This is a genomic window from Sulfuricystis thermophila, assembly GCF_004323595.1.
In the GTDB taxonomy this organism is placed as follows: Bacteria; Pseudomonadota; Gammaproteobacteria; order Burkholderiales; family Rhodocyclaceae; genus Sulfuricystis; species Sulfuricystis thermophila.
The window spans coordinates 793,981-805,696 of sequence record NZ_AP019373.1 but is presented as its reverse complement, the minus strand read 5'-3'; the positions used below and the strand labels follow the sequence as shown (position 1 = coordinate 805,696).

14 protein-coding genes are annotated in these 11,716 nt (G+C 65.2%); 11 read left to right on the top strand and 3 right to left on the bottom strand.

All coding sequences use genetic code 11. The features are described 5' to 3' along the window. From M52SOB_RS04135 to menC, 11 genes are read left to right on the top strand one after another with little or no spacing between them, the layout of a single operon-like run. Window positions 1-984 (top strand): NapH/MauN family ferredoxin-type protein, encoded by a 984-nt coding sequence (locus M52SOB_RS04135; RefSeq protein ID WP_172601742.1) that lies wholly within the window; start codon window positions 1-3, stop codon window positions 982-984. Window positions 985-1,022: 38 nt separating this feature from the next. After that, on the top strand, window positions 1,023-1,214 hold the full coding sequence (locus tag M52SOB_RS04130; protein WP_131110703.1) for a type II toxin-antitoxin system HicB family antitoxin: 192 nt from the start codon (window positions 1,023-1,025) through the stop codon (window positions 1,212-1,214). Further along, a complete protein-coding gene (locus M52SOB_RS04125; RefSeq protein WP_131110702.1) occupies window positions 1,211-1,393 on the top strand; it encodes a type II toxin-antitoxin system HicA family toxin in 183 nt (60 codons plus the stop codon). The genes M52SOB_RS04130 and M52SOB_RS04125 overlap by 4 nt, the downstream gene beginning before the upstream one ends. Beyond that, complete coding sequence (locus M52SOB_RS04120; RefSeq protein ID WP_131110701.1) at window positions 1,390-2,265, top strand: ABC transporter ATP-binding protein; 876 nt, start codon at window positions 1,390-1,392, stop codon at window positions 2,263-2,265. Before M52SOB_RS04125 ends, M52SOB_RS04120 begins: the two co-directional genes overlap by 4 nt. A gap of 12 nt (window positions 2,266-2,277) precedes the next feature. Beyond that, window positions 2,278-2,766 (top strand): hypothetical protein, encoded by a 489-nt coding sequence (locus M52SOB_RS04115; RefSeq protein WP_131110700.1) that lies wholly within the window; start codon window positions 2,278-2,280, stop codon window positions 2,764-2,766. Next, on the top strand, window positions 2,763-3,590 hold the full coding sequence (locus tag M52SOB_RS04110; protein ID WP_131110699.1) for an ABC transporter permease: 828 nt from the start codon (window positions 2,763-2,765) through the stop codon (window positions 3,588-3,590). Before M52SOB_RS04115 ends, M52SOB_RS04110 begins: the two co-directional genes overlap by 4 nt. 44 nt (window positions 3,591-3,634) lie before the next feature. Further along, window positions 3,635-4,135 carry a TlpA family protein disulfide reductase gene (locus M52SOB_RS04105; protein WP_284155194.1) on the top strand — a complete coding sequence of 167 codons (501 nt, stop codon included), beginning with the start codon at window positions 3,635-3,637 and terminating at the stop codon, window positions 4,133-4,135. Window positions 4,136-4,137: 2 nt separating this feature from the next. After that, window positions 4,138-4,866: a class I SAM-dependent methyltransferase gene (locus M52SOB_RS04100; RefSeq protein WP_131110698.1), complete on the top strand. Its 729-nt coding sequence runs from the start codon at window positions 4,138-4,140 to the stop codon at window positions 4,864-4,866. Next, window positions 4,863-5,786 carry a 1,4-dihydroxy-2-naphthoate polyprenyltransferase gene (locus M52SOB_RS04095; RefSeq protein ID WP_131110697.1) on the top strand — a complete coding sequence of 308 codons (924 nt, stop codon included), beginning with the start codon at window positions 4,863-4,865 and terminating at the stop codon, window positions 5,784-5,786. The genes M52SOB_RS04100 and M52SOB_RS04095 overlap by 4 nt, the downstream gene beginning before the upstream one ends. After that, window positions 5,783-6,610, top strand: coding sequence for a 1,4-dihydroxy-2-naphthoyl-CoA synthase (gene menB, locus M52SOB_RS04090; RefSeq protein WP_131110696.1), 828 nt, complete (start codon window positions 5,783-5,785; stop codon window positions 6,608-6,610). Before M52SOB_RS04095 ends, menB begins: the two co-directional genes overlap by 4 nt. An 8-nt stretch (window positions 6,611-6,618) precedes the next feature. Next, window positions 6,619-7,734 (top strand): o-succinylbenzoate synthase, encoded by a 1,116-nt coding sequence (menC, locus tag M52SOB_RS04085; protein ID WP_131110695.1) that lies wholly within the window; start codon window positions 6,619-6,621, stop codon window positions 7,732-7,734. On the opposite strand, the gene M52SOB_RS04080 is transcribed toward menC, so the two are convergent. From M52SOB_RS04080 to M52SOB_RS04070, 3 genes are read right to left on the bottom strand one after another with little or no spacing between them, the layout of a single operon-like run. Further along, on the bottom strand, window positions 7,703-10,087 hold the full coding sequence (locus M52SOB_RS04080; protein WP_131110694.1) for an EAL domain-containing protein: 2,385 nt from the start codon (window positions 10,085-10,087) through the stop codon (window positions 7,703-7,705). The genes menC and M52SOB_RS04080 overlap by 32 nt on opposite strands. After that, window positions 10,084-10,929 carry a phosphate/phosphite/phosphonate ABC transporter substrate-binding protein gene (locus tag M52SOB_RS04075; RefSeq protein ID WP_131110693.1) on the bottom strand — a complete coding sequence of 282 codons (846 nt, stop codon included), beginning with the start codon at window positions 10,927-10,929 and terminating at the stop codon, window positions 10,084-10,086. The genes M52SOB_RS04080 and M52SOB_RS04075 overlap by 4 nt, the downstream gene beginning before the upstream one ends. Continuing rightward, on the bottom strand, window positions 10,926-11,645 hold the full coding sequence (locus tag M52SOB_RS04070) for a sulfite exporter TauE/SafE family protein (RefSeq protein WP_131110692.1): 720 nt from the start codon (window positions 11,643-11,645) through the stop codon (window positions 10,926-10,928). Before M52SOB_RS04070 ends, M52SOB_RS04075 begins: the two co-directional genes overlap by 4 nt. Window positions 11,646-11,716 lie beyond the last annotated feature (71 nt).

Below are 11,716 nucleotides of genomic sequence, written 5' to 3'. Positions count from 1 at the left end.
ATGAGCAACGCACTCAAACGCCGCTTCGTCGAACAGATCAAGGTGATGTTCGGCGCCGAACCGCAAAAGCCCACGCTGATCGAAGAACGCGCCATCGAGGTGCATCAGTTGAAGCGCATGACCAACAAGGCGGAACTCGCCGCCGCGAAGGAGGCGCACCGCGCCCGCGAGAAGAACCACAAGTGGCGCAACATCCGCTGGGCGACGCTGATCTTCGTCAATCTGCTGTTCGTCGTCTCTTACCACTTCGACATCCAGCTGCTCGAAGGCGCGCTCACCGCCTCGCGTTTCGCCGGCTTCCACCTGATCGACCTCAACTCGGCCCTGCAGGTGATGCTCGCCCACAAGCACATCATCACCAACCTCCTGATCGGCACCGGCACGGTGCTGGCGTTGTGGATCCTGCTCGGCGGGCGCACCTTCTGTTCCTGGGTGTGTCCCTATCATTTCCTCGCCGAATGGGCCGAAAAGCTCCACCTCTTCCTGGTGCAAAAGAAGCTCGTCACCGACACGCCGATCGATCGCCGCTGGCGCACCGTCTCCTGGGTCATCTTCGCGCTGCTGGCGCTCATTACCGGCTACACCGTGTATGAATCGATCTCGCCGACCGGCATCGTCTCGCGGGCCCTGATCTACAGCGGCGGTGTGCTGGCCATGCTCTGGGTGCTGGCGCTCCTGGTCTTCGAAGTATTCTTCGTGCGCCGCGCCTGGTGTCGCTATGCCTGCCCGATCGGGCTGACCTATGGCGTGGTCGGTATCGTCTCACCGCTGCGCGTCAAATACACGCTCCAAGGCTGCTTCCACGAGGGCGACTGCCGCAAGGTCTGTCTGGTGCCGCACGTACTGGACACGGTGATCAAAGGCCGCGCGGTCGACACCGAAGTGCCGATCGGCCCGGACTGCACGCGCTGTGGGCTGTGCGTCGACACCTGCCCGACCGGTTCGCTGAAGTTCGACATCAAGGGGCTATCGAAGCTGATGTAGACTGACGCCTCGATCGGATGACACCGCTGGAGCGAACCATGAAGCTGAACATGATTTACTGGAAAAGCGATCGTTTCTGGATTGGCAAGCTCGTCGATCATCCAGAGATCATGACCCAGGGTGAAACTCTCGAAGAACTCGAGGAGAACATGAAGGATGCCTATCTGCTGATGGTCATGGACGACGTCCCAAGCGATTATCGGGTCAAGGAAGTCCCCTTGACCTTATGAAGCGCCAGGAACTGATTGCCAAACTGACCGAAGCCGGCTGCATCTTCGTTCGCCACGGATCACGTCACGACCTCTATCGCAATCCCGTCACCGGACGACAACAACCGGTGCCGCGTCATACCGAAATCGACGAACAGCTCGCTCGCCATATCCTCAAGTTTCTTACCACCTGCAAATGATCCGCTGCGAAAACCTCTCCAAATCCTTCCGCCGCGCGCGTGTGCTCGACGGCATCGATCTCGACGTGCGCTTGGGCGAACGCATCGCGCTGATCGGCTCGAACGGCGCCGGCAAGACCACCTTGATCCGCTGTCTGCTCGGCGAATACGTCCATGAAGGCAAGGTGACCATCGATGGCCATACTCCACGCACCGAGCGCACCGCGGTGCTCGGCAAGATCGGCTTCGTGCCCCAGCTGCCGCCGCCCTTGAAGATGCCGGTCGGCCAGCTGATCGAATTCTCCGCCGCACTCTCCGGGGCCGATCACGGCCAGATCGACGCGATTGCCGAGCGTCTTGGCCTGCCCGTCGATTCGATCCGCACGCGCCCTTTCAACCGGCTCTCCGGCGGCATGAAGCAGAAGCTCCTGATCGCCATCGCGCTCGGCCGCAATGCGAAGCTCTTGATCATGGACGAGCCGGCCGCCAACCTCGACCCGGCGGCACGCAAGATCTTCTTCGAGCTCCTGGCCGAACGCCAGCACGATGCGACGATGATCATCTCGAGCCACCGCATCGACGAAGTCGCCGCGCTGGTCAATCGCGTCATCGAAATGGACATGGGCAAGATCGTGCTCGACGACAAGGTCGCCGACGATGTCTCGCTCTCGGGTCTTTTCGCCTGCCGCCTCGTCGTGCGCCGTCAGGACGCCGCACTAGCCAAGACGCTGACGAGCTGGAAATTCACCACCGATGATGACGGCATCACTTGGCGCGGCGAAGTGGCCGGGCCGGACCGCCTGCGCTTCCTCGGCATGCTCTCGCGTTATGTCGCCCTGCTCGCCGATCTCGGCTTGTCCGAAAAAGTCGGCGCTGGCGACACGGCACCTTGAGGAGCTCCTGCCATGAAACGCCGTGAATTTCTCGGTTCCGCCTTCGCGCTCTCGCCGATCGCCGCGGCACTCGCCTCGCTCGGCGGCTGCGGCAACGACGAGGGCTGGCCCGAAGGCATGCAGCCGATCAAATGGGATCGCGATACCTGTGTGGTCTGCAACATGGGCATCTCCGACCGACGCTTTGCCGGCGAGCTGCGTGGCGGGCCGAAGAACAACGTGTTCAAGTTCGACGACCCCGGCTGCATCGCGCTGTTCCTCCACGACAAGGCGGAAAAGTATCCCTGGATCCGCGATCCGGCGACGAAGATCTGGGTCGCCGACGTCACCAGCCAGGGCAACGCCGTGCGCTGGCTCGATGCCAGAACCGCCCACTACATCGCCAAATACTCGCCGATGGGCTACAACTACGGTGCCGTCGCCCATCCCCAGGCCGGCTCGGTCGATTTTGCCACGATGAGCGAACACGTCGTCGCCAAAGTCAGGAATCCACAAAAATGAAACAACTCTGGCTCACTGCCCGTCTCGACATCGTCGAATCGCTGCGCGCGCGCTGGTTCCTCATCTACACCGGCGTGTTTGGCGGCATCGTCGCCCTGCTGTTCCTGTTCGGCCTCACCGAATCGCGCGTGCTCGGCTTCATCGGCTTATCGCGCCTGTTGGTCACCTACATCCAGCTCACCATGGCGATCATGCCGATCTTCGTCTTGATCACCACAGTGCGCTCGGTCGCCGGCGATCGCGAAGCGGGCGTCTTCGAGTATCTGCTGTCGCTGCCGGTGGGACTGGCCGCCTGGTTCTGGGGCAAGATCCTCGGCCGTTATCTGGTCATCTTCGCGCCCGTGTTCCTTGCCATGCTGGCCGCGGTCGGCATCGCGATGATCAAGGAGATCGAGATTCCTTGGGACATGTTCGGCTATTACACGGCCCTCCTCGCCGCGATGGCTGCCTGTTTCCTGGGACTGGGGATGCTGATTTCCGCGATCGCGCGCAGCACCGACATGGCGCAGGGCGCCGCCTTCCTGACCTGGCTGATCCTGCTGCTGTTCCTCGACCTGATCCTGTTGGGCGTGATGATCCAGGGGCGGGTCGCCCCCGAGGTAGCGATCGGCATCGCACTCGCGAATCCCTTGCAGGTGTTCCGCACCGCGGCGCTGGCCTTGTTCGACCCGCAGCTCATCGTGCTCGGACCGGCTGCGTATGTGATCCTCGACACCTTCGGCGCTACCGGCTACAAGCTGTTCGCGCTCGCCTATCCGACGGCGCTGGGACTCATCGCTGCCGGGCTCGGTTACTTCATCTTCCGTCGCGGAGATTTACCGTGATCAGAGGCCAGAGGTCAGAGGTCAGGAATCAGAGGTCAGGGAACATGGAACGGAAAACGGAGCGGCTGGCATGGGTGATGCTGTGGCTGCTTGCGCTGCCGATGCTGGCATGGGCGCAGGATGCCGCCCCGCTGTTTGACGCCCAGCTCGTCGATGCGCAAGACAAGCCGGCGACGCTGGCCATCTTCCGTGGCAAGCCCTTGATCGTCAATTTCTGGGCGCGCTGGTGCTCGCCGTGCCGTGACGAAATGCCGGAAATCAAGCTCATCGACAGCCAATACCGCGGCCGGGGACTCACCGTGATCGGCATCGCGATCGAAGACAACAGCGCCAATGCGCGGGATTTCCTCAAGGCCTACGAGATCGATTACCCGAATTTCTTTGCTGGCTCACGCGGCACGGAGCTCCTCAAGACGCTCGGCAACGACAAGGCGGGGCTGCCCTTCACCGTATTCATCGACCGCCAGGGCAAGCTCATCGGCCACAAGCTCGGCCGCATCAGCCGAGGCGAACTCGAAGCCGCCGCCAACGCCCTGCTCCAATGACCATGCCGGCTCGTCACGCGCTCGACGAGAGCTTCGGTCGCTTCGATGTCGCCCCGGAAGAGCGGAAGAGCCGCATCCGGCGCATGTTCGACAGCATCGCGCCGCGCTACGACCTGATGAACGACCTGATGAGCTTCGGCATCCACCGGCTCTGGAAACGTCGTCTCGCCCGCCGCTGCGAAGGGATTCATGGCATCGTCGTCGATCTCGCCGGCGGCACCGGCGATGTCGCGCGCCTGCTCGACGGCTGTGGCCGGCGCGTCATCGTCTGCGACCCGAGCGTGCCGATGATGCAAGCAGGGCGGCGTCCCGCGGACACGCGCATCCGCTGGCTGGCCGGCGAGGCCGAAGCCCTGCCTTTCGCGGACGGCAGCGTCGATCTGCTGACGATCGCCTTCGGCATCCGCAATGTCACCCGGCTCTCTGCGGCACTGGCCGAAATCCATCGTGTGCTCGCACCCGGCGGCCGCTTCGTCTGTCTGGAATTCTCCCGCCCGCACAAGTGGTTCGCCCCTTTTTATGACGCCTACTCGAAGCTCGTCATTCCTCGCTTGGGCGCCGCGGTGGCGCGCGCGCCCGGCGCTTATCAGTATCTGATCGAATCGATCCGGCGCTTTCCCGACCAGCGTGAATTCGCCGCTTTGATCGCCGCGGGGGGGTTTACCGACGTGCGATGGGAAAACCTCTCGTTCGGCATCGCCTGCCTGCACTTTGGCACCAAGCCCGCATGAAACCCGAACCGCCCGCCACCGCCATTGCTGCGCCACCGAGCGGCTGGCGCATCTGGTGGACCGCCGCCCGGCCTCGCACCCTGCCGCTTTCCGCCACGCCGGTGCTGGTCGGCCTCGCCATCGCCTGGGCCGAGGGTACCCCGCCCCGCGGCTGGGTGGCCCTGGCGACCTTGGCTTGCGCGCTCTTGATCCAGATCGGCACGAATCTCTTCAACGACGCCGCCGACTTCGAGCGCGGCAACGACCGGCCCGGACGTCTCGGCCCCTTGCGCATCACCGCCGCCGGCTGGGCAAGCGCCGATGCGGTGCGCCGCGCCTCGCTGCTCGTCTTCGGCATGGCTTTCGTCCTGGGCATCTTCCTCGCCATTGCGGGCGGATGGCCGATCATCGCCATCGGCCTGGCCTCGCTCGCGGCGGGCTACGCCTACTCGGGCGGGCCGCGACCGATCTCGCATACGCCGTTCGGCGAGCTCTTCGTCTGGCTGTTCTTCGGCGTGCTGGCGGTGGCCGGCAGCCACTGGTTGCAGGCCGAGCGCGCCTCCCCTGCCGCCCTGCTCTCCGGCGCCGCATTGGGCTTGCCCGCCGCCGCAGTGCTGCTGGTCAACAACCTGCGCGATGTGGCCAGCGACACCGCCGCCGGCCGTTTCACGCTAGCGGCCGTCCTGGGTGACGCGCCCGCTCGCGATACCTATGCCGTTTTGATGGTCACGCCCTTCCTTTTCGTGCCATTGATCGCGGCGCTGCTGCCCAGCCGGCATGGCGTCTGGCTCACCCTCGCCGCGTTGCCGGTTTGTCTTGCGCTCGTGCGCGCGATGCGCAAAGCCGAAGGGGGTCAACTCAATGAAGTGCTCGCCGGCACTGCACGCGCGCAGTTCGTTTTCGGCCTCCTCCTTGCCCTCGGTTGCCTGTTACCGCCATGACGATTTCCTGGACTCCCGCCGCCAGCTACGGCGACATCCGCTATGAGCTTTCCGGCGACGGCATCGCCAAGATCACCATCAACCGGCCGGAAAAGCGCAACGCCTTCCGCCCCGAGACGATCGTCGAAATGCAGGATGCCTTCGCACGGGCCCACCGCGACCCCGACGTCGGCGTCATCATCCTCACCGGCGCAGGCGACAAGGCGTTCTGCGCTGGGGGCGATCAGACCGTGCGCGGCGATGACGGCGGCTATCACGATGCCGCCACCGGCACGCCGCATTTGAACGTGCTCGATCTGCAAATGCAGATCCGCCGCCTGCCCAAGCCCGTCGTCGCGATGGTGGCCGGCTATGCGATCGGCGGCGGCCACGTGCTGCATCTATGCTGCGATCTGACCATCGCTGCGGAGAACGCGCGCTTCGGCCAGACCGGCCCGCGCGTCGGCAGCTTCGATGCCGGGCTCGGCGCGGGCCTGCTCGCCCGCACGATCGGCATGAAACGCGCGAAGGAAATCTGGTTCCTCTGCCGCCAATACGATGCGCAGACGGCCTTGCAATGGGGGCTCGTCAATGCCGTCGTGCCGCTCGAACGGCTGGAAGCGGAAACGGTCGCCTGGTGTCGTGAGATGCTCAAACTTTCGCCCACGGCACTGCGGATGATCAAGGCCGGCTTCAATGCCGACACCGATGGCCTGGCCGGCATCCAGGAGCTCGCCGGCCAGGCAACCGGGCTCTTCTACATGACCGCCGAAGGGCAGGAAGGCAAAAACGCCTTCCTCGAAAAACGCCCGCCGGATTTCTCGAAATATCGCCGGCGGCCGTAGCCCCGCTGATGCGCGCCGAAGTCCTCCCCTACCGCCTGCCCTTGGTGCGGCCCTGGGTGGCGGCGAGCGCCATACTGACCGAGCGGCGTGGGGCGCTGCTGCATCTCATCGACGCCGACGGGTATCAAGGCTGGGGCGATTGCGCGCCCTTGCCTTCTGGCGGCGATCCGCAACGGGTCCTCGATGCGCTCCACCGCTGGGCGTGCCGTCCCGCCAGCGCCGACTCTCCGAAACAAGGCGGCACCCGGCGGGACGTCCTCATTTCCGCCAGCGCCGACTCTCCGAAACAAGGCGGTGCCCGGCGGGACGTCCTCATTTCCGCCAGCGCCGATTTTCATACCCTGCCTCCGGAAGCGCGCTGGGCGATCGAGACCGCGCAGGCCGATCTCGGCGCCCGCCGCGCGAACCAAGCTTTGTGGCGTCATCTCGGCGGCAATCGCGATACAGTCGAAGTCAACGCCGCGCTCGGGCCCCTGGACGACGACTTGCCGCGCCGACTCGGCGAGGCCGCCGCGGAGGGTTATCGCATCGGCAAGATCAAAGTCGGGCTCGCGCCGATCGACGAGGAAATCGCCCGTCTGCGCGCACTGCCCGATGGGCTGCGCCTGCGGCTCGACGCCAACCGCGCCTGGCGAGAGGACGATGCGCGACGTTTCCTGCTGGCGCTGCGCGATCTGGCGATCGATGCGGTCGAAGAACCACTCGCCCAGCCGTCGCTCGCCAGCCTCGCCGCCTTGCAGGCGGAGCTGCCTTTCGCGCTCGCCCTCGACGAATCGCTGCCGGACTCATCCCTCGCTTTGCTCATCGAAAGCCGTGCGGTGCGCCGGCTGGTGCTCAAACCCGCACGACTCGGCGGCATCACGCCGACCCGTCGCATCGCGCAAGCGGCACAGGCAGCCGGCATCGAGGTCGTGCTCACCTCGGTGATCGACTCGGCCGTCGGGCTTGCCGCCACCGCGCATCTCGCAGCGGCGCTCGCGCCCGATCTCGCGCATGGACTCGGCACCTCGGCATGGCTCGCGCTCGACGTGGCCGCGCCCCCCGCCATCAGCGGCGGCATCCTGCAACTGCCGAACGTCGCAGGACTGGGAATCACTCCGGCAGCGGTTCCGGCCGGTGGATGAAATACCCCTGCACGTATTCGACGCCGATCTCGGCCAACCGGTCGTAAATCTCCTGGTTCTCGACCCACTCGGCGACCACTTCGAGCGACAGATCGCGGCCGATCTGCGCGATCGCATTGACGATCACGTAGTCGTTGGCTTCTTCGTGCAAGGCACGCACGAAGCCGCCGTCGATCTTCAACACGCTCACCGGCAGCTGCTTCAGATAGGCGAAGGAGGACAGTCCCGAACCGAAGTCGTCGAGACAGAAGCGGCAGCCGAGACTGGAGAGCGTGGCGATCAAATGCCGCGCCTCGGCCAGATGATGGATCGCCGCGGTTTCGGTGATTTCGAACAGCAGGCGCGTCGGCGCGATCTTCGTTGCCGCCAGGCGTTGCTGGACATGGGCGAGGAACTCGGTCTGTGACAGCGTGCCGCCGGAGAGATTGATCGCATAGCGGGCGTGATCCTCAGGATGTCGGGCGAGGTAATCGAGCAGCGCATCGAACACCCAGCGGTCGAGCAAATGCGCATAACCAAAGCGCTCGACCGCCGAGAGCACCCGCCCCGGCGGACCGGCGACGCCCTCGGCATCGAGCACGCGCAGCAGGATTTCGTAGTGTTCGCCGCCGTTCTTCGCCGCGAGCGGCGCGATGCGCTGGCGATAGAGGCGGAAGCGGCGCGCGGCCAGGGATTCGTCGAAACGGGCCACCCACTGCATCTCCTCGTCGAGCGCGCGGATGCCCGCGTGGGCGGCACTATGCACCTCGACACGCCCGCGTCCCTGATCTTTGGCATGATAGCAGGCCGTGTCGGCATGGCCGAGCACTGCGTCGACACCCATGCCGGGTTCGAGCGCTGCCACGCCGACGCTGGCGCCGATATGGAACTGGCGTGCCTCATAGCGAAAACCGTGAGTAGTGATCAGCTCGACGAGGCGTTTGGCGGTGGCGACGGCGTCATCGAGGGAGCAGTCGAACAACAGCAGGCCGAATTCGTCGCCGCCGATACGCGCCAGCAGGCTGCGTTCGCCCCCGTGCGCATCCGGCGCCGGCACGGCGTTCTTCATCAGGCCGACGATTTCGACGAGCAGCGCATCGCCGGCGGCATGGCCGCAGGTGTCGTTGACCAACTTGAACTGGTCGAGGTCGATGTAGCAGAACACATGGCTGCGGCCTTCCTCGCCCACCTGGCGCAACGCCCGCTCGATGCGCCCGACCAGCGCGCGGCGGTTGGGCAATCCGGTGAGCGGATCATGGAAGGCCATCAGGCGCAGCTCCCGCAGCAAGGCGCGCCGCTCGGAGTCGTCCCTGAACACCAGCACCGCGCCACTAAGCTCGCCAGGCGTATCGTGGGCGACCGAGGGTACGACGGCCGCCGAATCATGCACCGGCGTTTCACGACCGTCGCGCGCGATCAGCAAGGTATGATTGGCCATCGCCTGCGTCTCACCACTGCGCAGGGCCAGCCGCGCAGGATTAGCTTGCGGCGCACGGGTGTCTTCATGGACGAGCGGCATCACGGTCTCGATCGGCTTGCCGCGCGCCTCATCGAGCGTCCAGCCAGTCAGCCGCTCGGCGACTGGGTTCATGAAAGCGACATCGCCGTCGGCATCGGTGACGACGACGCCGTCGCCGACCGAAGCGAGCGTGATGCGCCAGCGCTCCTTCTCGGTCGCCAGCTCGTCCAGCTTCTGCTGCAATTGATCGCGTGCGCGGTTCAACACCTGGGCCGTCTCGACGAGCTCCGGCGGCGCATGTTTAGGCAGTTCGACGCGTGAGGAAAGCTCCCCCGCCGCACGCCGTCGCGCCGAGGCGCGAATCGCCTCGAGAGCGGCGAAATTGGCGCGCAGGATGACATGCGTCGCCAACGCCAGCAGGATCATCGCGCCGCCGGCGATCAGAAGTCCGATACCGACGAGCCGCCACAGACGCTCTTCGACGAAGCCGGGCGCAATGGTCACACTGAGCCGGCCGTAGTCGCGGCCGCCGACGATGATCGCTTCCTCGGCATGGGCCGGTGCCAGTCCCAACAGCGCCGCGAACCAGGCGGGGCGCCGCAACGCGGCCGGCTGGTCCAAGGCCTCGATCTCCACCCCATCGCCGGCAAAGCGCACCGCATTCGCCTCGGCATTGGCCACCTCGCGGCCCATCAGCTGCTCGACGGTGCTGTAATCCTTGAGGATCAGCGGTTCGGTGAGCGTCGTCGCCAACAGCCGTGCTTCACGCTGCGCGGTTTGAACGAGCAATTGAGTGGCAACCCCCTGTGCGATTTTGAGCACGGCCAGACCGCCCAGGACGAACAGCAGCAGACCAATGCTCACCAGCGCGATCAGCAGTCGGCTGCGCAGCGACAGACGGGCAAGCAGGCTCATTGTCCTTTGACGGGCACCAGGGTCTCGCGGAAGAAGCGCCGGTAATTCTCGTAATCGGCGTCTGATGCGGCGACGAAGCCGCGCGGCTCACTGAGGCCGAGCTTCTTTGCCGCCTCGAGCAGCACCGCGCGGCCGCTGGCCTCTTCGCGCAGCGCGAGGAAAGCCTGCCTGACCGCCTCTTGGTGGGCCGCCGGCACTTTGGGATGCGCCATCACCGCCAGATCGAAATAAGGCGCCGATTCCCAGAGCACCCGATAGGCGAAATGCTCGCGCTGCGCATAATCGGCCATCACCTGGCTGTTGACGCCGGCGGCCGCGACCTGGCCGAACTTGAGCTGCCCCATCGCCGCCTCCTGGGTGCCGGCGAAGACCGGCTCGACCTTGACCCCCGCCTTGAGCAGCGCGTCATAAGGGACGAAATAGCCGGTGAAGCCATAAGGATTGGCGAAAGCGACTTTCTTGCCGGCGAGCTCTTCCAGACGCTTTGCCGGACTGTCGTCGCGCACCACCACCTGTCCCTTGATGCCTTCGCCTTCCTGACGGGCGAGCACGGAAAACCCCAGTTTCGCGCGTTCCGGCGTGAAAAAATGATTCGAATAGACGAAGGCGAGCTCGCCGCGCGCGGCCATGTCGGTGGTCTCGTTGGCGGTGCGGGCGACGCGCAGTTCCAGCTTGACACCCGCGCGTTCGGATACCCAGGCGAGGATCGGATTCCAGTATTCGGCGGTGAAGGTCAGCGAGCGGTGGTTGAGCACGCCGAACGGATAAGGGCCGCCCGCTTCCCAGGCATGGGCGGCAAGCGCGATCAGCCACGACAAAAAGAAACCGGCGAGTCGTTTCATGTCTGCCTCCAGATCAACATGCCGCCGCTGACCAGCAGCAATCCGCCGATGATATGGCGGAAGGCGGCTGGTGAAATGCCGAAATGGACCCGCTGGCCCCAGTGTAATCCGAGCCAGGCCGTCGGCGCCATCGCCGCGAGCAGCCACAGATGCTGCTCGCCATAGTGGCCGCCGAGAGCAAAACCGGCGATGCGCAAGCCGCCATCGACGACCCACAGCATCGCGATCGTAGCGAGAAAAACGGTTTTCTCCAGTTGGCGCAGGCGGAAATACATCACGTAGAACGGCCCACCGGTGCCGAAGAGTCCGCCGACGAGCCCGCCGAGCAGGCCTGCCGGCGCCGCCCAGCGCCGCGACAGATGCGCGCTCGGCTGGGGCAGGAACTGATACGCGCCGAACAGGATGACGAAAGCGCCGAGCGCCAGTTTCAACAGCCGAGCGTCGATCCAGTTGTGCAGCGCCATCGCCAACGCGATGCCGACGAACGAAAACGGCAGCAGCGGGCGCAGATCCTCCCAGACGATCAGGCGCCGATGGCGCCAGGCTTGCAGGATCGAGCCGGAATTGTCGAGGATCACCACCAGCGGGACGACGATCGCCAGCGGCAGCATTTGCGCCAGCAGCGGCGAGGCAACCAGCGCCGAGCCGAAACCGGCGATGCCGCGGACGAAATACGCAGCCAGCGCGATCAGGCTGGCGAACAGATACACCTCCATGGAGTATGGTTTTTACCACGATGCATGCCCGCCACGTCGATCTCCGGCTTGATCTGACTCATGGGTTCATC